This is a genomic window from Prochlorococcus marinus str. MIT 9313 (assembly GCF_000011485.1).
In the GTDB taxonomy this organism is placed as follows: Bacteria; Cyanobacteriota; Cyanobacteriia; order PCC-6307; family Cyanobiaceae; genus Prochlorococcus; species Prochlorococcus marinus_D.
Window position 1 is genome coordinate 518,903 of sequence record NC_005071.1, and the last position, 22,330, is coordinate 541,232.

Here is a 22,330-nt window from a genome sequence, read left to right on the forward strand (position 1 = left end):
TGCGTAGAGATTCAAGTTGCTAGCCAGACCCCAATCGGATCCTTGATTGCCAGCTCGAGCAATGGTGCAATTCATGCGCTCCAATGCGTGCTTTATCAATCAACCGAAACAGACCAGCCCAACAGTTCGCCAGCATGAAATGGAACTAAGTGTTCAGAAGAATCTGCGTTCGTTTGTCCGCTAAAAGTAGCTGGTACAACATGAGCTCTTCGTATCAGTTTGATTGAGGTGTTATTGAGGGGCAAGCCATAGAAAGCTGGACCGTATTCACTGGAGAAGGCCTCAAGGCGATCAAGTGCTCCTTCCTGCTCAAAGACTTCGGCATAACTTTCCATCGCATAATGAGCATTGAAAATGCCACCACAACTACAAGCACTCTCCTTTGCAGAGCGAGGGTGTGGTGCCGAATCAGTGCCAAGGAAAAAGCATGGTTTGCCACTTGTCGCTGCTCGACGCAGGGAGAGTCGATGGCGTTCACGCTTGGCTACTGGTAAGCAGTAGAAATCACTACGAAAACCACCGAGAAACATTGCATTACGGTTGATATGTAAATGATGAGGAGTGATAGTGGCTGCCAGATTCGGCCCACCTGTTTCCACGAACTGAACTGCCTCTTGCGTCGTGATGTGCTCCATCACGACACGAAGATTTGGATAACGCCCTATTAGTGGTGCCAGGTGGTGCTCAATAAAAAAGGCTTCTCTATCAAAAATGTCGATATCGACATCGCTCACCTCACCATGAACGAGCAATGGCATCCCAATTTTCTCCATCGTCTCTAGAAGTGAGTTAATCGCTCTTAGATCACTGACCCCCTGCTCGGAATTAGTTGTGGCATGGGCTGGATAAAGCTTGGCGGCGATGAAAACATGCTGTTGATGCCCTTGTTCTAAAACATCTGGAGCCAAGCTTTCGTTGAGGTAGGCCGTCATCAATGGCGTAAACGGAACACCATCAGGAAGGGCTGCCAAAATCTGGTCGCGATAGGTTTTTGCTGCTTCTACACTCGTGATTGGTGGCCTGAGATTGGGCATCACGATTGCTCGTCGAAACACACGAGCTGTGCTGCCTAGCACCGCATGCAGCATGGCACCATCCCTCAGATGGACATGCCAGTCATCCGGTTGACGCAAAATGAGTTGGTCGGGCAAAGAATCCAAAGTCATCAACCCAGAATGAGGTGTAGAGATTTCAGCACCGAAGTAAGACCCAAAAATAAACTTGCTGTGATAAACCCTTTCTGGAAGTGCTCCCAAAGATGATGTTTTCGACGCTATGGCTCAGTCATTCCTAAGAACAGACAATGACATTCTGTTTTCAGGAGAGAGCCTTGGCCAGCGCAGAGGAGCAAGAAGCAAAAATCAAGATCATTGATAGAAGCATTTTTGCAGCGATACGCTTTCTAAGTACAGCGACATCTGAGAATCAGCGTTGGTCCGATTGAGCAACAGCGAATCTTGCAAGGATGAAGACCAAAACCTTAAGATCGTCTTGAGCAAGCAACCATGATTTTTGAGAGAGAGGGTCATGGTTTGCGTTCAGATGCAGAATCCCTTTAGTCCGTTCGGATCACATGCCGCAATTCCTTGAACCGGCTTTACAAGTGCTGGCAGGAATCGGCCTGTTGTTTGGGGGGGGAGAACTGTTTGTGCAGGGTTCCGTCGCCCTTGCACTGATCTTAGGTATACCCGAGCTTGTGATCGGTCTCACTGTGGTGGCCTTGGGCACATGTGCCCCCGAGCTGTTTGTCAGTGTGAGTTCAGTGCTGAAGGGCTCCGATGCCCTGGCCGTGAGCAATGTGGTTGGTAGCAATATTTTTAATGTGATGGTGGTGCTTGGCAGCAGTGCCCTTGTGCTGCCACTCAGGGTGGAGAGTCGTTTAGTGCGACGTGATGTTCCTCTGCTACTAGCGGTGTCTGCAGCCGTTTGGGGAATGGCTTCAGCAGGTCGTGTGACATGGCAGGCCGGAGTAGCCCTCTTGATAGCCCTCGTGATCAATTCTGTATGGGAAATCCGAACGGCCCGCGAGGAACCGGATGGAATGGTGGAGGCTGAGCCGGAGATCAATAGCAAAACTGCCAATGGCGGTTGGATCAAAGCTTGTATCCGCCTTTTGCTTGGCATCCTATTGTTGACCGTCGGGTCGAACCAGCTGGTTAAAGGGGCAAGCGATGCTGCTTCACTCTTAGGAGTGAGTGAGACCGTCATCGGGCTCACGATCGTCTCTGCTGGCACCTCAATGCCGGAATTGTTTACATCTTTGGTGGCTGCTCTACGAGGCCGCACAGATCTTGCGATCGGCAATGTGGTGGGCAGCAGCTTGCTCAATCAACTTCTGGTCCTAAGCAGTTGTGCCTTGGTCTCTGGTGGGGCTGGGCTGCAAGTCGATCGCTTGATCATTGAGCGAGATCTACCTGTGATGGTGCTTACCACGCTTGCCTGCATGCCAATTTTTTGGACCAGGGGACGTATTAACCGGCTTGAAGGAGGGATCCTCGTAGGGCTCTACGTTTTTTATGTGATCGATCAAGTTCTCCCCCGCACCCTACCCACTTGGCAGGATGGATTTCGATTGACAATGCTCTGCATTGTTCTGCCGATTATTCTCGTTATGATCATACTTCAAGCCTTGTTGTATTGGCGTCAACTTCGCAAAGAACGAATAACTCAAAGTGTTGATTGATCTATCAAGTATCCTGCTGAAGATGGAGATTAATCGAGTCAACTGATTCGAAGATACCGATATCATTTGACACGAACATTAGAACATATACATCGCCAAGATCATTGTTTGCCGAGCCGTAACAGATCCCCTAAGGCCTTGCCTGGACGACTCAAATGGCGCAAGTGATCGACTAAAAGGATGGATAGAATTTATCTTCAGTAATACTCCCTAAGTCATGGTGACAAACTCCTCAGAAACGGTGGGATGTAATGCCATGGTGCGATCAAAGTCTGCCTTTGTAGCACCCATTCCAAGTGCAATCGCTGCCATCTGAATGATTTCGGCAGCATGTTCCCCCACCATGTGACAACCAAGGATTCGATCAGTGTTGCGTGCCACAATTAACTTGAGAAGACAACGGGGCCCTCGCTTCGGCAAGGCCTGAGCCATGGATCGGAAGCGGGCGCGGTAGACCTTGACTTGATCTTTGCCATAGCGATCAATCGACTGCTCTTCAGTGAGCCCAACTGTGGCTAGCTCTGGTTGGCTGAAGACAGCACTGGCAACGAGGTCATGATTGACCTGGCGGGGTTTCTGTCCAAAAACACTGTCGGCGAATGCCCTGCCCTCATCGATTGCCACAGGGGTGAGGTTGATGCGGTCTGTTACATCACCAACAGCAAAGATGTGAGGGATATTTGTGGATTGGTTGGCATCCACTGAAATACGTCGACCTTCTAAAACAACCCCAGCAGCGTCAAGGTTGAGTCCTTGCAAAAAAGGTCGTCGTCCTGTAGCAAGAAGAACGCCCCCACAAGAGAAGCGTTCCCCACTCTGGGTTGACAAGACGAGATCGCCAGGTTGGCCTTTTAGAGCGGCTGGGTTTTCTCCAAAACGAAGATCAATGCCTTTCTCCTGCATTCCATCCTGTACTGCAGTGGAGAGCTCCCGATCAAAGCCACGCAGCAAGTGATCCCCTCGCACCAGTTGGATGACCTCGACGCCAAGGCCATGGAGGATGCAGGCAAATTCACAGGCAATAAATCCAGCCCCCACCACCACCACTCGGTCGGGGAAGCTGCTTTGCATGAACATGTCATCGCTAACCCATCCCAACTCCGCACCTGGGATATCAGGACGATGGGGACGCCCACCGACCGCGATCAGAATGTGATCGCCGTGAAGTTCCTGTGAAGCATCGATGGCTCCGTTCCTTGAGACAGCCACGCTGTTTGGGCTCGTAAAACTCCCCCATCCGGTCACAAGCTCAACACCGTTTTTGGCTAGCAGGTCAATGTGAAGAGTATTGAGACGATCCACTTCCTGACGCACATTGGCTAGCAACACCCCCGCATTGATCTGTGCATCACTCAACTCAACTCCAAAACTGGGGGCAACTTCAAGCTGTTCCCGATAAAGAGATCCGTACACCAACAGCTTCTTAGGTACACAGCCGCGAATGACGCAGGTCCCTCCAACACGGTCACCTTCAACGATGGCGACCTTGGCACCATGGCTTGCGGCTCGCTTAGCAGCGGCTAGTCCACCAGAGCCAGCACCAAGCACAATCAGATCAAAAGGATGCTCCAAGAGACGAGGATCACTGCATCCATTGTCAACTCCTTAAGAAAGCAACGCCAGGATTACTCAGGGATCGTGACGACAATGATCAGTAAACCTGTCATGACTCATTCAGAACAAGGAGTTGTGGATTCTCTGCAATCGAGCATTGGCCGAAACTCGTGGCTTATCCAACATCAAAGGTTGATCATTTGATTTGAATCGAGAACCTCTTGTCCAAGCACCTAAAGGCACTTGAAACAGGCATGATGATGCGGCTTCAAACCAAGGATTTATGCCTGCTGCAGCGTCGACAAAAGCTCTTGACTGGCAGGCCTTAGCAGAGCTAACAGTGCCGGAGGCTGATCGAATCAATGGCCCCACCAATGCCCAAGCCACCTTGCGCCTGTTTGGGCAATCTGAAAAAGCTTTAAGGGTGACTCTTTATCGGGACCATCACGCCTGGTGCCCCTACTGCCAGAAGGTGTGGCTTTGGCTCGAATGGAAGCAGATCCCCTACAGGATTCGCAAAGTCACCATGCGCTGCTATGGGCAAAAGGAAGCCTGGTTCAAGAAAAAAGTGCCTTCAGGAATGCTTCCTGCCCTTGAGCTTGATGGTCGCTTGATTACGGAAAGTGATCAGATCTTGTTAGCTCTAGAGCATGCCTTTGGTCCTCTAGGTCATCGGTTGGAGGACCCGCGCACCTTTAAGTTGCGGGATCTGGAACGGCAACTGTTTGGAGCCTGGTGTCGGTGGCTTTGTACAGCTCGATTGAATCAGAGGCAGGAACAGGCTGGCCGAGAACAATTTCAGATCAAAGCCCGGATGATGGAACAGCAGCTGTCAGCAGAACAAGGACCTTGGCTGGATCCAGCTAGCAATACACCAACCAGCCCATGCCCAGGAAGCGCTGATGTGGTGTTTATCCCCTATGTAGAAAGGATGAATGCCTCATTGGCTTATTACAAAGGTTTCAGCCTGCGGGAAGAACATCCCGCCATCCACAAGTGGTTTAAGGCTCTCGAAGAATTGGAGGTGTATCGAGGTACGCAGGGTGACTTCCATACCCATGCCCACGACTTGCCACCTCAGATGGGTGGATGTTGGGTTGCATCTAATCCAAAACAACAAGAACTGGCAGAAGCTATTGATTGTGGTGCAGGCCTTGCGGAATTGGAAACCTGTTGGGCTGATCCCGAAAACTCAAAGACCCGGCCCGAGGGTCTTGCTCTGTCAAGGGTGTTGAAGCATCGCAAACGACTTTTGGAGCTCAACCCTCTTGGAGCTATTCGCTTTGATCAACCCTTAAGGGCCACGCTCACACGAATGGCTTTAGGGGTCTCTTGCTCACCAGATCCAGGAAGTGCTAGAGGATTGCGCTACCTCAGGGATCGCATCTCAGTCCCGCGAGACATGCCACTGATATCAGCTCGAAGGCTGCGTCAAGCCCTTGAACAAACAGCCCAGCTCGATAGCCCTGAGATGGGTGATCCAATTCCGATTCACGATCGCTTTGATCAGAATCCCACGCCTTTCTTGACGAGCTGATGCATCTGATCACTTCAGCATTGGCTGCGGCGTTTTTGCTGTTCCCAATCCATTCGCCAGCGCTTGAGATCAATGGTCAGACATCTTTTGTGGCAGTGCCGACTAAGGCAAAACTAATTAACTACAGCAGCTATGCATTTGAAGGTGGAGCAAAATTCTATTTCGTGATCGAGTTACCACAAGGAGCAGAAGCTGGTCTCGGCGGAATCAGCTTAAAACAGATCCGCGGTGTCCAGCCTGCTTTCTATTACGGTCCTATTCAACCAAAGGCATTTTTAGGAATGCCACGTCAGCGTGGATCCTCCGTGCCGGTATCTGCCAATTTTGAGGACGGCAATCGATCGATCGCTATCAACTTTCAGGAAGCTGTTCCGCCCGGATCCAAGGTCACTGTGGCTTTCAATGTGATGACGAATCCACCCGCAGGCCTGTATGTTTATTCAGTTTCTGCTATCCCTTGGGGCCCTAATCCCATCCCCCAGGATGTAGGAGTTGTACAGATGAGTGTTTTCTCAAAAAGGCAATTCTGAAGCTCCACAGGATACTTAGATAGCACGCAGATCTTCTTAATAGGGGCATTCTAGAAATAGAAGCCTATTTTTTCAAAGAAAAAAAACTTGTTTAATTTCTAGTTAGGAGTTGATTTTTTATGTAGTAAGATAAGCTTTATTGATCATTAGCAAAGAGATAAGACCCTCCTAGATGCAATTTGAGCTCTTAACCTCATCATCACTACACTCGGCAAGGCTCAGCACACCTACAGCAGTAAAAGCTAAGGCTCCCAATAAGGTTGCTCGGATCGCAACCTGAGGATCAAGCACAGCGGCTATGGATAAATCTACAGGAATAGCAGCGATGGCTGCTTGCATAAACCACAGACATCCGAGTGCATTCACAACAGCCACCAACCAACCAAGATGGTGCGGCTGTATGACGAAGAGACGGCCATGACCCACCTCAAGAAGCCCGAAGATCGCCGAAATAACAAACAGCACGGACCCGAGAATGTTGGGAGCAACCTCCAGCATTAGCCATGGTGCTCCATTCAGCGCAGGCAACCCCCAGGTTGAAAATGTCTCAATGTTGAAAAGAACGGTGCCAATGCTTTGCGTTAGCGCACACCAAATTCCACACCAGCGCCAGCGCTGCTTCCGATTGAGCAAACCACGGGTCACTAACAAAGCCTGTTCCAACTGAAACCAACCTCCTGCCGTAAAAAAAACGGAGCCAATTGCCAAGAGCGCTGCACCCGAGCCAAGTTTGTTGATCAGCAAAACACTGCTAATAACGAACAACAGCGGACCAATGATGAACGCCAAGGCCGTTCGCACTTCAAGACGATGGACGTCTTTCCCACGCAGTAATGCTTGAACCATATGCTTCGGAGCCAAGGTTCGATACTTTCCTTGCTCCAGCGGTCCATGGCCTTTTCGCAGACGACGACTTGTCCACAGCCCCCAAGGTGAATGAACTTCTAAATGATGCGGTCTGTCGCTAACAGGAACATCTTCCCGCCAAGCTGTCGTGCCCCATGGACTTGAATAATGCGACTGAAGGTTTGGAGGATGCTCCCGCTTTAAATTCAAAGCCCCCAATAGTGGGGCATCATCCATGCGCATCACGGCATTCAACCATTGAACGGCCGAGATGATTAGTAGACGCTGCTTCATTAGCGTTAAGACTGATCTTGACAGGATGACTCTCGAAATGAGTTATGGCGTTGCGGATGTCGGTAAGTAGGAGATCAGCCATTTCACGTGAGAAATCGCGTTTTACCAAGATCCGCTGAAAGGCTTGATGAGCAAGCTCACCTGTGAATGGATAAGCTGGCACTTGCCAACCACGTAATCTCAGTCGATCAGAGAGGTCGTAAAGGTTAAAACCAAGCTCTTGGTCGGCTCGCAATGTCCATACCACCGTGGGGATGCCACCTGCTGGGTTGCCATCGTTTATCAACTCAAATGGGCCTAGCTTTTTGAGTTCTTGAGCAACATATTGAGCATTGGCATAGCTCGCTCCATGGATGGCTTGATAACCATCGCGACCTAGGCGGACAAAGTCGTAGTACTGGGAGATCACCTGCCCCGCTGGCCGCGAGAAGTTGATCTGAAACGTTGGCATATCGCCTCCTAGGTAACTCACATGGAAAACCAATCCTTCCGGTAGATCACGGGACTCACGCCAAAGAACCCAACCCACACCCAGAGGAGCTAAGCCGAACTTATGGCCAGAGGAGTTGATTGACTTCACGCGCGGCAAGCGGAAATCCCAGGGAGCTAGATCAGGGGCACAGAAAGGAGCAAGAAAGCCACCGCTGGCTGCATCCACATGGATAGGAATGTCGAGTCCTTTTCGCTGTTGCAGCTCATCGAGGGCCTGACTGACGGCTTGTACGTCTTCATACAGGCCATGATAAGTGACGCCCAGGGTAGGTACCACAACGATGGTGTTCTCATCCACTTGCTCCAGCATTCGTTCTGGAGACATGCAGAGCTCGCCGGAGGTCATCTCCACCTCCCGCAACTCAACGTCCCAGTAGCGGGCAAATTTCGTCCAGCAGATTTGTACACTGCCGCAAACCATGTTGGGGCGATCGATCGACTGACCTGCCGCTTTGCGATGTTCACGCCAACGCCATTTCGCAGCCAAGCCACCCAGCATGGCGGCCTCACTGCTACCAATGGTGGAGCAGCCCACAGCTTCACCGGGGGCATGCCATAAATCAGCCATCATCGAAACACAACGGCGTTCAATCTCTGCGGTTTGGGGATATTCGTCCTTGTCGATCAGGTTCTTGTCAACCGCGAGGGCCATTAGCTCAGCCACCTGTTGGCTTTCATAGGTCTGACAGAAGGTGGCCAGATTTTGTTTGCTGTTGCCGTCAAGCAATAATTCCTCCTTGAGCAAATTAAATGTTGTTAATGCAGGACGGTACTCTTGCGGGAAAGTCGTGCGTGGTAATGGTGAGACCAATGCATCAACGGTTTCCCCAATGGCATGTTCTTCCAGATCGTTGGAGCGGGGATTGGAACGATGCAGGGCCATGCTTTTTTCTTGTTTCTATGTATGACCTTAACGACGTTGTTTGAGCAAGGAAGCCTTGCAAGATGGGAGGTGCAATAACAAACAACTGAGTCGGTTGATGATCCATGAACTCAACACCCCTTCGGAGTTGAACGAGGCCTATGGCCTGATCCGCCACCTTCATCCGAAACTCGGCAAAGCTGATTTCATCAGCCGTCTTGGGCTGCAACGCAATGACCATGGCTATGTGCTTTTGGGTCTCTTTCAAGACCTCAATCCAACTGATCAGAAGCAACTCTCTTCATTGGCAGTCCTGGCGGGATATCGCTTGGCTTCTTCCCTATCGCTTGGCACCTACTTCTATCTGGGAGATCTTGTGACGAACCCCACCTATCAGGGCCAGGGTCTGGCAGTTCAGATGTTGCGCTACTTGGAGGCGATCGCAAGGGATGCAGGTTGCAGACAGATCCATCTAGATGCAGGCGTGGAGCGATTTGGAGCCCATCGTTTTTATGCAAAACAAGGGTTCAACATAGTGTTTCACCATTTCGCCAAGGAGCTTGGCTGAAAAGAGTTCCAACAAACCGATTGCTATCAGACCAATCAAGCCATAGACGGTTGCAGTCTTGGTAAACGATCTTGAAATGCAGAAGTTTGCTTCTTTGGGCTTATATCCCTCTAAAAGATTCTCACAACATGCTTTTTAAATATCCCGAGGGAAATATTTATCCGATGAATCACTTGGTCCGTTTGATCTTTGGCCATATCGATCTTTGGACCGCATTGATTGCTTTGCTATGCGGGGCCCTGCAGGTTCGCCGTAGTTGGAACGTCAGTCGCTGGTCGGAAGCAACCCTGCTCTGGATCACTTTTTGGGTCATGGGTCTAGGGGCACTGTATGGATTCGCAATGTATATATCTCTTGGCCAGTTCATCGCCGAGCAGATCGGCTGGCCTAATCGCCCATTCCAGAATGAAGTGGCATTCGCCATCTCACCATTGGCATCCTTGGGTTGAGTAGCTTCTGGCAGCGAAGTCGTGACAATTTGGTTGCCTCGATCGTTGCCTATGCCAGCTGGCTCGTCGTCGATTGGCTCGGGCATGTTTCTTCGCTGGTTGTCCAGTCCAATGATGCTCCCTCCAATGTTGGAACAATCTTGTTTACAGACCTTTTAATGCCAATCCTGGTGGTGATCTTGTTGTGGCTAAGTCGCGAAGAACAAACCCGACTAAAACCTAAGCCCAAAAAACACTTTCGATTCGTTGTTGCAAGCTGCGCTCCCTTCAAGAACACTGCTGAAATCCCGTTGCTAATCCTAGGAAAATGAGGATGTGGCAGAGCTTTCATAAGCTCTCAGTCTGCTGACGATGCAGCTTAAAATCATAACGAAAAAAAACCTTCTAAAACTCTTTTTACAGAAAATCATCTAAAAAGAGGTAGAGGTAAAAACCTAATAACAACCTCAGTTCAGTTGTAATGTCATCGACACCTGAAAGCCAGCCTGATCAAAGCCAGAGCGTAATTCTCAAACCAAACATCCGCTTACCTGTATTGGTGTACGTTATTGGCCTAGCAATGCTACCGCTCCCTCTCCATCCTTGGGCGACGATTGTTGTGTGTGGATTCGCAGTGTTTTTGCTGGTGCAAGCTTATCTGCTGCGTTTGGAATTAACCGACAAAGATCTCGTGATATGGCGAGTAGACGAGGAGATACGCCGCTTCCCATTTGCCAATTGGCTGGCCTGGCGAATGTTCTTGCCGGAAATACCAGGCATCTTGTTCTTCCGCGAAGTCAAGAGCCCTCATCTGCTGCCAATCCTTTTTGACCCTGTCATGCTTGTAGAACAGCTGAGGCTTCGAGTGGGAACTCTCGAAGTGCCTAAAGAGTCGGACTAAAATAATCCAGGAGATTGATAAGATTCTGGGCAATGGCTTTTCACCTCCTCAATCACAAACTTCAGATGAATGCATGAAACTGCAAACACCATTGTTTGAAAGCTACTCATCAATTCCGTTACTGATCTATGATGGCGGCTGTCCTTTTTGTCTCCACTTTGCAGAATTGAGTGAGTTACGTAGTGGTGTTCAGGGCTTGGAGATATGTGATGGACGAGCAGAAAAGCCTTTACGAGATAATTTAAAATCTAGAGGCTTAGATCTCAGAGATGGAGCCATATTAATCGTAGGTGATGAGGCTTTTCATGGAGCTGAGGCCATTCAGTGGTTATGTCAAAAAATGGAACCATCCGCTCCGCTATTATCTGTTCTTAAGACTTTGATGTCTTCACCATTTCGCTCGAGGCTAATATATCCTTTTCTAAGGCTGGCCCGGCGTACAGCACTGGCTTACAAGCAAATACCATTAGATCCTGATTAATTGAATACAGGTGCTTGACTTTGTAAGATATAAACGCTCACTCAATATAATCAAGCCAAGATATTAGCTGCTTTCACTTTCAGGCAGTAAATTTGATTGTCATTGCTTTCAAGAAGCTATAGCCTTGGAATTCATTGGATATTTATGATTTTGTAGGTACATCTATTCCTTTTGAAATGGTCACTAATATTTCCCTGATTGAGTTACAAGAATTGAACCTTTAGGGAGTTTGATCTGAATATTTTTAGTACTTCACGATTATCCTGTCTCCATCGGGTGATTGATATACTTTTTCGGTTACCTCTCCTTTGTCGATAATGATTGTCACCACCCTAGAGCCCTCTGGGATTTGAATAGTCTTTTCAGCTTCTACTTTTTCATCAGCCTCAGCTTCAATGACTGGATTGTCTGAAGGATTCTCAATTGGCTCTTCAGGCATGGGCGGAATTCACTGCCTTTAGATCATAGCTGTGAGAGTCGAAAGTGACAGATTAAACCAAGGAAAGCGTTAAAATACTTGTTAATGGCAAGTTCAAATCTCTAAAAGTTTTTCACTGATGCTCCAAAGCCTTTGACGGTCTTCCTCCCTAAGTGCCAATGGGGCAACGCTGCAAAGCTTCGGGTAACCCCTAAAGTTAAATCTAGGTCCGTATTGTTCGCCGCCTTGAGCAGTTGGCGCGGTTGCAGCATGTAATTGTGGTAGAGACCCCATTGCAGCGCTCTGAAACATGGGATCCATTAACCGATAAGCAAGGCCTTCCTGCCAGGATTTGTTCGCAGCAACAGATTTAGGCTGCAAATTAGTGCGGGCCAGACCTGGATGTGCCAACAATGATGCGATCCCACTTGCTGTCTGGCGCATTCGCTTGTCGAGCTCTAAGGCGAACATCACATTCGCAAGTTTACTTTGTGAGTAGGCAGCCCAGCGGTCATATTGCTTGATCCCTTGAAGATCGTCCCATGCGATTCGACCCATGTACTGTGCGCCAGAAGTGACGGTAACAACCCTTGCTCCATGTTGCTTTGCGAGTAAGGGTAGGAGCTTTAGTGTTAATGCCATGTGGCCAAGATGATTAACGGCGAACTGAAGCTCCAGACCCTGTTTGCTGAGGGTCTTTGGAGTAGCCATCACTCCAGCATTGTTAATTAGAAGGTCCACTCGGCTGTATTGGCTTTCTACCTGCTCAGCTGCACGCCTAACGCTCGCTAAATCAGCGAGATCCAACTCAATCAGATCAAGCTTTGTGGAATCATTTCTCTCGAGAATAACCTGGCGTACATCTTCACCTGTGGGTAGTGAGCGACAAGCCATAATGACTCTGGCACCCTTATTAAGCAATGCCTTGGCTGTCTCAAGACCAAGGCCACTATTGGCACCTGTTACTAATGCAACCCTTCCTTTTTGATCAGGGATATCTGCAACTTTCCAGCTCATCAGGTGGCTCCCTTATCAGTGGTGATCCATAAAGTAGAACATTGAAGCCTAAGCTGCTTCATAGCATCTTGAGAAGGCCTGTAATTTCTAAATGGGTACACTGCCTGTCTCAATTCGCTAATTGATCACATAAGGATGGCAAGCAATGTCTTTAAGTCGATTGTAAAGGTTTCTTTGCCAATGATGGAGACTTCCTTTTGCTTGATTTAGTCATAAGTTCAATATTTATGGAAGAGGGCAAGATAAGATATTGTTGTATTACATAGCACCTCAATCTCTATATTGCCGGAAGCTTTGCCAGTTAACCACACAACTCATGCCTAGCCTCAAGGATGTTCAAGACCAGAACATAAAAGACCAGTGATTCTATTTCTCTTCTTGCAAATATCGATATTTTCGATGTAGACCATCTATCGAGCCCACTTGAATTTAAGCTCAGTTTTGGGTTGAAATGGTCTCAAGTAAGTTGCCAACGAAAAATGCTCTTTGTCGGATTGAAAAATTATGGGTTCTAATTAACCTTACTGCGATCTCGGGTCGATTTCGTTCAAGCGTTTGGGCACTCATTTTTTTACTGATCTAGATAAAAACAAAGCTTCTTTCTAGCAACGCCATGGGATGGTCTTAGCTACTCCATGCCTTTGTTTTGATCAAGATTAGAATTTAGCCACGAGCTTTATCGTTTTGATTTAAAATTGTGCAGCAAAATGGAAAGAGCCAATGGATTTATGGAACAACTTCTTATTGGCAGACACTGGGCTAATGCTTGTAGGGATACCCCTGCTATTCATTTGGAGAGCCAGAAAGAATAAAGTAAGCAATCAGGATCATAGAAAATGATGTGCCTTTTGTTGAATGAAACCAGAGTAGCTCACCGGCTGGTGAATTATGGTTCAGAATTTTAATCCTCCTGTATTTCGACTTCATTAAACTTAGAAAGGATATGTGTCTCGATATCCAACACAAAAGACTGAAGTCTACGGTATGAATTACTAATAAATCTTTTGTGAAAATTATTGCCAGGATATGAGATTCGTTTGTAGGCAACTTTTCTAAATTGCCATGATTTATTATCGGAGTAGCGATTCATCCAGAATTGCTTTGATGGTTCTGCGGAGTCCCCAATAGCCTTAAGTATATTACGCTCCAGAATGTCTTTATTAAAAAGATTCTCAGTGCGAATTAAGGCACATCCAGTAGATCTATCAATAGCGGCCATCCTAACATCATATACATTTGGTGAGTCCTGAGCAGCAAGTACTAGAATTAAATCTTCAGTTGTTAGAAAGGTAGAGAGAATAGCCTCATCTAGGATTATCTCCAGCAATTCACTCTTTGTATCCAAATCATCAAGCGTTGCACAATAGATGTCCTCCGTTTCAGGGGAGGTCATGAAAATAACTGACTTTGGGTTAAGCCAGAAATCAAGATCAGCCTTTTCAATATTTGGTTCACCTTTATTCTGATTGGATATACAAGCAAGACATTGTTGGACTGTATTGCTTAGTTCATTTAGGATGGGCTCAGGCATGTGATTGCAAATGTAATTGTTGACTGTTCTCGCTATCAGGAATAAGTATTTGTACCGTAGAATCTCTTTGTCTGAAAGATTGCGTTTCCGGTGTTTTTTGTTCGTAGGGATTCAGTCTCTTAAACAGTTTATTGCATAATTGCCGCCTGGGCTTAAGGTAAATTGTCTTATCGGCGCATGTGCCAATAACAAAGCTATCCTGATTCTACATATTAAACTAGCTTCCGACTATAGCTGATAATCTAGCAGCAAGAGAAATTCTTTAAGCATTATCATAGATAGTACCATGTCATTAACATGGCTTCAGCGTTAAATTGAAAGAAGCATTTACTGGCTTTGCCCAGCTTCTTTTTTGTGATTCCACAGTTTGCAGAAGCGAGTACCTTAACAACATTGTGCCTTGACCCATTCTGCAGCATCTGCATCTCCTAGAGAGGCGGCCTCCCTCCAATCAGAACAAGCACCCTCTAGATTTCCCTCCAATTCTTTAGCAATACCACGATTTCTATAAGCAGCAACATTCTTGGGGTTAATGACTAGTACCCTCTCATAGGCTCGAATGGCACCTTGATAATCACTTAATGCAGACTTTGCAAGACCGCATCCAATGTAGGCATCTTCGTATATCGAGTTAATTTCTATTGCCTTACTGTAATCATCAAGTGCGGCTTGATAGTCATAAAGGTTGTATTTAGCAAGGCCCCTGTAGTTGTATGCCTCGGCATAGTATGGATTGACTTCTATCGCCTTTGTATAATAGTCGATCGCTGATTGATTGTTGCTTCGCTTTTGTTCTGCATTGCCTTGGCTGTAATAATAAAATGCATCCTGATGATTTCTGTCTTCTTCATTGCTCATATTATTTACAACCTTATTCTCAACTAAGTTTTTATTTTCAGCACGCTCGTTCATCGCAGTGATAAGTTGTGGATTTATTTCTAGTGCCTTCTCATGGTCAGTAACAGCTGCTTGCCTTCGGCCCAGCCTCTCCATTAAATTGCCGCGATTGTAATAGGCAAAGGCAAAAAGAGGCATGGCCTCAATTGCCTTTGTGTAGTCAGAAATTGCACCTTTGATATCATTAATATTGTTTTTGATAATCGCTCTATTGTAGTATGATTTTGCATGTTTTGGATTTAGGGCAAGAGCCTTATTGTAATCATTGATAGCACCTTTGTTGTCGCTTTGATTGAATTTAGCAAACCCCCTATTGTAATAGGCAGTTGCATGTTGTTGATCTAGTTCAATAGCTTTTGTGTAGTCATCGATTGCCCCTTTGATGTTTTTCGAGTGCCTCTTAACAACACCTCTATTGATGTAAAAGCTGGCATCGAGTCCGTTGATATCAATTGCTTTGTTGTAATCATTCAGTGCACTTTGATAATCACCTAGTTCATCTTTTGCATTCCCTCGATTATTGTATGCAATGGCATTATTTGGATTGATGTCAATTGCTTTGCTGTAACTATCAATTGCCCCTTGATAATCATTTGAACGAAATTTTTTTTCACCATCTTTGAAGTAGTCATTTGCACTTTTCCCAGATACTGAATGATTGGATGACTCATTTGCCATGGCTTCAGGAGTCTCTAGCGCCACTTCATTCGGATTCTACCCGCCATAACCAAGCTTCTGGCAGTATTTTAACTCAATCATTCAGAGGACTGGCTTGGCAATCGCCAACTCTGTGATTGCTCGAAAACCTAAGTCTATTAACGATAGTTCAACAAGCACTGCAGTGAAGATGGCGAAATATTGATGTCATCGGCTCTGATTACGCTACAGCAACCTTTTACAATTTTACCATTTGTTGATGAACCTGTGATTAGCAATAGTAAATCTACTTCAGGTTACGTTTGCTTAGCCGCGATAGCAATTAGCGATTTTTTTAAAGGCCTGCCTCATCTGTAGGTAGGGCTACAAGTTGTCAAAAAAAGACCCGCGCTTGGCGTGTTAAGAGCGGGTCTTTAAAACTTTTGATTTTAGAATCCAATCGAAATGACACCACCAATTCCTGGCCTACGATGCAAGTGGTAAGGGCGATAGACGGGCCTGTAGACGTTGCGATAGCCGGGTCTATAGATCGAACGATGGTAAACGGGGGAATAAGGGCGTGATACAGGAATGTACACAGCTCTCCGGTGGCGCTTCATGACACAGCCGCCGTAACTGTGGGAATAGCGCCAACCGCGGCCACAACCATCAGCTGCTTGTGCTGGAGTGCTGATGGCCAGTGCTGATGTTGTGCCAACTACTGCTAGTGCGGTCGCAGCAAGGCCGGATTTGAAGTTCATGGGATGGTGTGGGTTGTGGGGGCTGGCGTCCCCGTTGAACACACCATCTCCGCGATCAATGATTAATGTGATGAGCTCACTCACTCATTGCTGTGATCTTGGACACAGTGCTTTTAGTAACAAACAAACCTATTGCTATGACATGATTTGGCTGCATAGGATCGATGCTTTTTAGTCTGGCCAATAGGGTTGCTCTTGCTTTAGAGACCTCCAGGATGAACCAGTTCTGCAAGACGCATCTCCAGGAGGCAACCCATGTCAGAATAAGTGTTTCTACTCATAATGTCACGCTCCCTTCTTGGCTAGAGATCAAATAGGAGTCCAATGACGCAGATACCCTGAAAATGAGTCCTGGACTTGAGGGCATCCGACGCGGGTGCCATTGTTAAAGCAATGGATTTGACGGCCCTCAATAGAGAAAGAATGCTCTCTACAAGATTTGAGCAAGTTCACCGCTGGTTTGGAAGCACGTTAAGGGGTAACGTTTTTGGCGTTGCTACCCCATTGGGAGATCGGCGAACTGGCCATTAAAGTATCAATGTGTCATTACTCGCGGACAATTCTTGAGCCTTTGGCTAATAATTGACTAGTTGGCGAAGAGCTGAGTGGGATTTCCACATTGCCCTTTATGTGTTGGAATAGCATTTCTATCCCTTCTTCTGGTTGTGACGCGTGGTTTGATGCTTTGGCAACTTAGGGACACTATTTCGGTAGCTGTCTAGCTGATTAATTGTCCGCGAATTCAAATTCTGGGTATTTACGTAGGCATGGCTCTAGATGCAATTGGGGGTGAAAGAGGTTGCTAAGCTTACGCGAAAGAACTGCAAAGCAAGGAGCATGCTATGAAGATCCATTGGCGAATCTATGTCAAATGTCTACAGAGCACTTTTGTCTCTTCAACCTTCACAAGTCAATCTTTTGTGCACATTGAAGAGATCGGAACCCTACTGATAGAACATGATTGATGCCCCTCCAGTCAAAAAGGCTCCACTGCTTGCAGGAGAAGATGACTTAGACTTGCACAGTAATTAAAAGAATCCAGAGCCGTTAATTGAGGTCATTCAATATTTTCATTAGTTCCAATGAATTGAAACCAACCTTTTTATTCCTAAGAAGACATGCATTCTCTAAGGCTAGTGATAAATATAAGGATTTTAATCGCGCGTTAGCCAGTTGGAGGTCTCAATCTTTAGCTACTGCTAAACACTCCATATAGCTTCAAAACTTCGAGGTAGAGTATGGCGCTAAGTGAGGTCATTACAACGATTACCGAGCCGCCAACTTTGACGAGTTTTTTGTCTGTGTTGACTTGACAAGCCTTGATCGAAGCTTCGGTTGCTCCGAATGGTAAAATGATAACACCCAGGATTACAATTGCGATGATTCCAATCACGATTTGACTGCTAATTGTGCTGTTGCTAAAAGTATTGACTGGGACATCTAATACCTCTCTGGCTGATTCCATCAGCTTTTTAAAGTAACCTTCTTGGCTAAGCTCGAATAGAGTTTTGAATTCAGCCAACATTTTAGATTTTCGACAGTACACTCAGCTTAATCTGGCATAAGCATGGTGGTTTTAAAGGTTAATCAGTGGTTAGATAAAGCAATGATCAATAGGTCTTTCTACTCATCTCCTATCGCCGATGCGAGCAAATGTGTTGATCAATGTATCTCTAGCGGCTGCATCAACACTTTTAATCCAAATGAATCGCACTAGCCGGCTTTGGTCGAGACTATATCTTTCAGTTGTGATTGAAGAAGTAAAAAAGAAACTCCGCAACCATAGATTGGCCAGGCTCAAATCGCTTTCTTGCCTAGCGTAAATTTGATTAACTGTCGCAATCAAGCTAATGCGCTATTAAATTTTTTAGATCAGCATCGATGTCGTTTTCTCTGATGAGATTGGCAACAGTCTTTAAGTTTATGCACGCTCTCGCTGTTGGCGGAGCAAAGTCATTCAAGCTGCTGCTTTTGCATGGGCTTTGAAGAAATAAACTACAAATGACAACAGGGTAATCAGGCTTTGAAAGGACCATTATTTTTTTGATCTGCGTAAGCTAATGTTCAAATAGTCGAATGAGCAGCGCTACCTAAGCTTGTTGCAATCGCATTCAAGCTGAAAGAAAAGATTTACTTTGTCCTTAGCATTAAATCAATAATCGCTTCAGCTTCTTCATTTAGGTGGTTGGTTCGCCCACAGTCAGGTAGCTTTGAATTAGTAAAGGGCCTAAAACAGGTTATGAACCCGATGCGTAAATTTTCTAAGTATTTTTTTTCTATCTTTCTTGCTGCAATACTTCTCTTCTCTTCTGTTTCTGCTCAACCGCCAGCCTTTGCAGACGACTACGAGCTGTCCCCTGCGGTATCGGAGGTGGGCGAGACTTTCTCTGATAAGTACTGTGTTGCGATCTCAGACGGAACCCCTGCAGATCAAGCTCCCTTAGTTGCCGGGCGTCAAATGATAAGTAGCTTAATGCGCTCAGGTGCTTTAAATGAAGTCATGGCAGTTCCAAAAGAAGATATGGCTTCATTCATCGCCGCGAATATTTTCGAGACATGCGGAGATAACATTGGCATTTCCGAGTTAGAGCTTAATGCTTCTATCCTTAATCTTGCAAATCAAGGCCCTAGACAATCTCAAGCCAAGCCTTTTAACCCTTCTTCGTTAATCAATAAAAACCTAAATACATAGGCCCTAGTGAAGATACTCATTCAACCCAATAGCAGAGAACTTCCGTCACGTTAGGCTATTAGGAAGTATTTATCCAGATAAAGCAACAGGCAGACTCTGATTAAAATTAGGTAAAGTGTCTATAGAAGAGAGGCTCACAATCTTTACTTTTCAATTTTAGGTTGATAAGAGCTGAACAAAGCCATTGTCTTTGCTTGTTGTAGGCCAAACTTAGCCAGCAGTCTAAAATTCAGCTTATTCTGACAAATAGTCTGCTATTATTAAATCAGTAAACCATCTATCTTCTATAGAGCGCATAATTCGCATGTTTGAATATAAAATCGCTGATGGAGCCTAAAATGTCTAAGGATAAAGAGTTCGCAATTAGCAAGGATAGTCTGCGTGCTTCATGGGGAAATGTTCCAATTTCTGCAAAAATTTATCAGCAGATACAAGCCTATCTCCTCCAACGGCAATCAATGGGCTTATCAACTGATGTCGATGAATTGATTAGTACTGCTACAGATGAATTTCGTGATTTTCAGCAGCGTCCAGAGGTCAAGGAGGCACTCGAATTGGTCTGTGCGGATCTTGCCTCCGATCAGGCTTTTTCAGGATTAAGTAAAGACGAAACGACCCGAGCAATCGTGATAAATTTTGCCATCGCAAACTACTTCAATAATTGCATTGGTAAATGATATCTTTGTCTCTAGGTGATAAGTAGATAGCCTGATAGGAGAGGCTCAAGCATCCACAACCTACTTCGGGAGCTCGTTATTAATTAATCTACACTCTTCTTCCGAGCCCATCAGCCCTGTCTTTGTTCTTGCTACGTCGCTAATTAGCTCCAATGATTAATTCTCTTCCTCCTGTGCAGTTTGAAATTCAATGCATCTCATTCACCTAGCTCCACTTACTATTTGCAATCTTTACCGCAGCATCCTCAGCTTGCCAGCTTCTGCTCTTGATTCACTTCACTCAATAGAGTTCGGCCTTCCTTTTGAAAACTGTGATCAAGGTCAAGTGTCTTCGATGTATGACTGTGATTTACCATGATCACAGAATTGTTTTATTTTACCGTAAGCTAAAGACGACAGCTTGAAATTAAATAGCCAAACCTTCATCGCTGCTAAGTGTCCACCAAAAAAACTCTGCTTAAACCTTTTCTTTTTCTGCTAAACCCTCAGCTTCAGCCAATCGACCCACAACTTGATGAATTCTTTGATTCCAAGCACGGCCCATAGGCCTTAACTGTGAACTTCTGATGTGCTTCTCGTAGCACCTCTATCAACACTTCTAGCTTGAGGTCGGCACCATAGAGCACAGCTTGCCATTGCATCAGAGTGATGGGAAAACTGTTAGACCGTTACTGCAACCGCTTTGCTCACTGTATTGCCCCTGCCTTGGCCGTGGGCTTAGAACTTGCTGCACCCACTTCAACGATAGAAAAAGAGACGAGGCTGTCTTGTTGGAATGGAAAGAGCTGATTTGCTTCAGAACTCCGAAGCGCACTGGTGATTTTGCATGGATCGGCCTTGAATTCGTCAAGGTAGTCACATGGATGCTTTACCCAGCCACCATCAACGCTCTAGGCAGTGGACTTTCAGTCGTTCACTTCTAGTTGACCCACTACGATCTCGGCTGCGTCAGTGGCAACAGGTACGAACTTGGGCGCGTTTGATCCGAGAGGCTGAGGCCCTTTGGCATGTGGATGTGAGGGAACTCAGACGATTGGGTGCCTTGGAGTTGTCCCAGTTGCTTGAGGAGGTTCCACCTGGCCAGCGGGGACGGGTTAATCGTTGGTTGCATCGCTATTCAGTTGCAACCAGGTTCCAATCAACTGGTTTGGATCCCAATTGCTCTGAACGGTCATGAATCGTTGATGTCACATCAGAAAAAATTCTTTCTGGCAACCATCTTTATTTTTTATTGTGCAATAGTAGCTGATTAAATGTTCAACCAATAAAACATTTTAGATCTTAGTTTTAGATACTTCTATTAAATCAATGCACAGCAATACGTTCTAAGCCTTTAGATATCGGTGCTTTAAGGTTTGCATTGTTGCCTTTTTTAGTTCTTAGTTGATTTTCAGTCAAGCTTTTGAGTAGCTTCTTGCTAGGCGCTCAATTGTTTAAGCTTAGATCAATCCTTTTAATTTGTTGATGGCAGCACTCGTTAATGGTTGAATCATGGTTTGTTCGGCTTGCCATGGCGGTTAGCTATTGCAGATTGCGGAACTAATATGCGAGTAACGATCTTGATACAGAAGAAGCATCGCCTGCAATGTTTTTTTATGCGCTGAATCTATGGTTCTTTGGCTTGGACTCTTCATTGATTCTTGAATAATTCCATTGACAAAATCTATATAGATGTTGATGAATCAAAAAAGCCACCTCTCTAATGAGAAGTGGCCTTAAGACTGAGATCTCAGTCATGCCCGGAATCGGAGCGGCGGGATTTGAACCCACGACCCCTACTACCCCAAAGTAGTGCGCTACCAAGCTGCGCCACGCCCCGGCTTAGGCAAGTTATCACAGGGTATTGCGTTGCCTACTGGCCGACCTAATTCGTTTTGAAGGCAATCTTCTGCTCAGCCGCCTTAAGAGTCGCCTTGATAGCTGATCACGGCTTTCGCTCGCGTAGCCCCATAGCTTGAGCTGATGCGCCAGCTGTCTCAATTCAGAAAGGTTCATTGCTGCCAACTGCAGCTCTGGCAACGTTCTCCATGCGCGCGCCCTCATAGGAAGCTGAGCTTCGCTGGTGCTGTTTCCCATGTTCAAGCTGACCTCAGCAAGCCACTCGGGAATGACAACCATTAGAACTGCGATGAGCCCATAGAGCTCAACCAAGCCCTTTGGGAGCGGAAGAAACCTGCGTGGCTGCTGTGGGTCTGATGGTGAGGGCAAGATCAGCAACCTGATGCTGAATCCCCACCACTTTGCCATTTCTACAAGGGCTCAGATGGGCAGGGGTGGTTAGATCTGTAAGGACCCTGAGGTTGGCTCTGGGGCCTCCCGCCACTGTAGAGCTGGTTCTTTCCCCTGTTGACTGGCAAGCCTCAAGGAGAAGATCAGGCAGAAGACAATCATCAGAGTGGCAGCTAAGGCAAGCATTACCAATCGATCTGGCAAAGGTGGCTTCATTGCTCCATATTGGTGATCTGCTTGCTTGAGTTGTAGGTTATATGAAATTTGGAGTGTGAAATGTTATCTGCAAGCGGCTG

At 46.4% G+C, this 22,330-nt stretch carries 21 protein-coding genes, 1 tRNA gene and 1 pseudogene; 10 read left to right on the forward strand and 13 right to left on the reverse strand.

What is annotated here, in order from left to right:
* Window positions 1–95: 95 nt before the first annotated feature.
* Window positions 96–1,160, reverse strand: coding sequence for a dihydroorotase (gene pyrC / locus AKG35_RS02475; RefSeq protein ID WP_011129847.1), 1,065 nt, complete (start codon window positions 1,158–1,160; stop codon window positions 96–98).
* 413 nt (window positions 1,161–1,573) lie between these two features.
* Here pyrC and AKG35_RS02480 point away from each other — a divergent pair, with 413 nt between their 5' ends.
* Window positions 1,574–2,683 carry a calcium/sodium antiporter gene (locus AKG35_RS02480; RefSeq protein ID WP_011129848.1) on the forward strand — a complete coding sequence of 370 codons (1,110 nt, stop codon included), beginning with the start codon at window positions 1,574–1,576 and terminating at the stop codon, window positions 2,681–2,683.
* A gap of 210 nt (window positions 2,684–2,893) precedes the next feature.
* On the opposite strand, the gene gorA is transcribed toward AKG35_RS02480, so the two are convergent.
* Window positions 2,894–4,255: a glutathione-disulfide reductase gene (gene gorA / locus AKG35_RS02485; protein ID WP_011129849.1), complete on the reverse strand. Its 1,362-nt coding sequence runs from the start codon at window positions 4,253–4,255 to the stop codon at window positions 2,894–2,896.
* A gap of 265 nt (window positions 4,256–4,520) precedes the next feature.
* Between gorA and AKG35_RS02490 the strand changes: the two genes are divergently transcribed.
* Window positions 4,521–5,774 (forward strand): glutathione S-transferase family protein, encoded by a 1,254-nt coding sequence (locus AKG35_RS02490; RefSeq protein ID WP_011129850.1) that lies wholly within the window; start codon window positions 4,521–4,523, stop codon window positions 5,772–5,774.
* On the forward strand, window positions 5,774–6,304 hold the full coding sequence (locus AKG35_RS02495; RefSeq protein WP_011129851.1) for a DUF2808 domain-containing protein: 531 nt from the start codon (window positions 5,774–5,776) through the stop codon (window positions 6,302–6,304). Before AKG35_RS02490 ends, AKG35_RS02495 begins: the two co-directional genes overlap by 1 nt.
* Before the next feature lie 168 nt (window positions 6,305–6,472).
* On the opposite strand, the gene AKG35_RS02500 is transcribed toward AKG35_RS02495, so the two are convergent.
* Both AKG35_RS02500 and AKG35_RS02505 read right to left on the reverse strand, forming a co-directional pair.
* The gene (locus AKG35_RS02500) at window positions 6,473–7,444 is read right to left on the reverse strand and encodes a hypothetical protein (RefSeq protein WP_011129852.1); all 972 of its coding nucleotides are present in this window, start codon (window positions 7,442–7,444) and stop codon (window positions 6,473–6,475) included.
* Window positions 7,380–8,819, reverse strand: a complete 1,440-nt coding sequence (locus AKG35_RS02505) for a glutamate decarboxylase (protein ID WP_011129853.1) — start codon at window positions 8,817–8,819, stop codon at window positions 7,380–7,382. The genes AKG35_RS02500 and AKG35_RS02505 overlap by 65 nt, the downstream gene beginning before the upstream one ends.
* A gap of 97 nt (window positions 8,820–8,916) precedes the next feature.
* Here AKG35_RS02505 and AKG35_RS02510 point away from each other — a divergent pair, with 97 nt between their 5' ends.
* The 4 genes and pseudogenes from AKG35_RS02510 (at window position 8,917) to AKG35_RS02530 (ending at window position 11,176) form a co-directional block, all read left to right on the forward strand.
* Entirely contained in the window at window positions 8,917–9,366 is a 450-nt protein-coding gene (locus AKG35_RS02510) for a GNAT family N-acetyltransferase (protein ID WP_236069638.1), read from the forward strand.
* Between the two features lie 164 nt (window positions 9,367–9,530).
* Window positions 9,531–10,126: pseudogene (locus tag AKG35_RS13690) on the forward strand (DUF6790 family protein).
* Window positions 10,127–10,275: 149 nt separating this feature from the next.
* On the forward strand, window positions 10,276–10,695 hold the full coding sequence (locus tag AKG35_RS02525; RefSeq protein WP_011129857.1) for a DUF3119 family protein: 420 nt from the start codon (window positions 10,276–10,278) through the stop codon (window positions 10,693–10,695).
* A 73-nt stretch (window positions 10,696–10,768) separates the two neighbouring features.
* The gene (locus AKG35_RS02530; RefSeq protein ID WP_052646165.1) at window positions 10,769–11,176 is read left to right on the forward strand and encodes a DCC1-like thiol-disulfide oxidoreductase family protein; all 408 of its coding nucleotides are present in this window, start codon (window positions 10,769–10,771) and stop codon (window positions 11,174–11,176) included.
* A gap of 244 nt (window positions 11,177–11,420) precedes the next feature.
* Here the strand turns inward: AKG35_RS02530 and AKG35_RS02535 are convergent, their stop codons facing one another.
* From AKG35_RS02535 to AKG35_RS02560, 6 genes are all read right to left on the reverse strand, one after another.
* Window positions 11,421–11,615, reverse strand: coding sequence for a hypothetical protein (locus tag AKG35_RS02535; RefSeq protein WP_041384296.1), 195 nt, complete (start codon window positions 11,613–11,615; stop codon window positions 11,421–11,423).
* Window positions 11,616–11,708: 93 nt separating this feature from the next.
* The gene (locus tag AKG35_RS02540) at window positions 11,709–12,611 is read right to left on the reverse strand and encodes an oxidoreductase (protein WP_011129859.1); all 903 of its coding nucleotides are present in this window, start codon (window positions 12,609–12,611) and stop codon (window positions 11,709–11,711) included.
* A gap of 901 nt (window positions 12,612–13,512) precedes the next feature.
* Window positions 13,513–14,142: a hypothetical protein gene (locus AKG35_RS02545; RefSeq protein ID WP_011129860.1), complete on the reverse strand. Its 630-nt coding sequence runs from the start codon at window positions 14,140–14,142 to the stop codon at window positions 13,513–13,515.
* A 384-nt stretch (window positions 14,143–14,526) separates the two neighbouring features.
* A complete protein-coding gene (locus AKG35_RS02550; protein ID WP_236069639.1) occupies window positions 14,527–15,717 on the reverse strand; it encodes a tetratricopeptide repeat protein in 1,191 nt (396 codons plus the stop codon).
* Window positions 15,718–16,124: 407 nt separating this feature from the next.
* Window positions 16,125–16,520, reverse strand: coding sequence for a hypothetical protein (locus AKG35_RS02555; RefSeq protein WP_011129862.1), 396 nt, complete (start codon window positions 16,518–16,520; stop codon window positions 16,125–16,127).
* A 1,105-nt stretch (window positions 16,521–17,625) separates the two neighbouring features.
* Window positions 17,626–17,961 (reverse strand): hypothetical protein, encoded by a 336-nt coding sequence (locus AKG35_RS02560; protein WP_236069640.1) that lies wholly within the window; start codon window positions 17,959–17,961, stop codon window positions 17,626–17,628.
* Between the two features lie 660 nt (window positions 17,962–18,621).
* Between AKG35_RS02560 and AKG35_RS02565 the strand changes: the two genes are divergently transcribed.
* The 3 genes from AKG35_RS02565 (at window position 18,622) to AKG35_RS02575 (ending at window position 20,982) form a co-directional block, all read left to right on the forward strand.
* A complete protein-coding gene (locus tag AKG35_RS02565) occupies window positions 18,622–19,128 on the forward strand; it encodes a hypothetical protein (RefSeq protein WP_011129864.1) in 507 nt (168 codons plus the stop codon).
* A gap of 338 nt (window positions 19,129–19,466) precedes the next feature.
* Entirely contained in the window at window positions 19,467–19,805 is a 339-nt protein-coding gene (locus AKG35_RS02570) for a DNA polymerase III subunit beta (RefSeq protein ID WP_157859789.1), read from the forward strand.
* A gap of 859 nt (window positions 19,806–20,664) precedes the next feature.
* Complete coding sequence (locus AKG35_RS02575; RefSeq protein WP_041384298.1) at window positions 20,665–20,982, forward strand: hypothetical protein; 318 nt, start codon at window positions 20,665–20,667, stop codon at window positions 20,980–20,982.
* A gap of 568 nt (window positions 20,983–21,550) precedes the next feature.
* Here the strand turns inward: AKG35_RS02575 and AKG35_RS02580 are convergent.
* From AKG35_RS02580 to AKG35_RS13280, 3 genes are all read right to left on the reverse strand, one after another.
* Window positions 21,551–21,624: transfer RNA gene (locus tag AKG35_RS02580), tRNA-Pro, on the reverse strand.
* Between the two features lie 14 nt (window positions 21,625–21,638).
* The gene (locus tag AKG35_RS02585; RefSeq protein ID WP_011129868.1) at window positions 21,639–22,052 is read right to left on the reverse strand and encodes a hypothetical protein; all 414 of its coding nucleotides are present in this window, start codon (window positions 22,050–22,052) and stop codon (window positions 21,639–21,641) included.
* Window positions 22,053–22,082: 30 nt separating this feature from the next.
* On the reverse strand, window positions 22,083–22,250 hold the full coding sequence (locus AKG35_RS13280) for a hypothetical protein (protein WP_167523911.1): 168 nt from the start codon (window positions 22,248–22,250) through the stop codon (window positions 22,083–22,085).
* Between the last annotated feature and the right edge of the window lie 80 nt (window positions 22,251–22,330).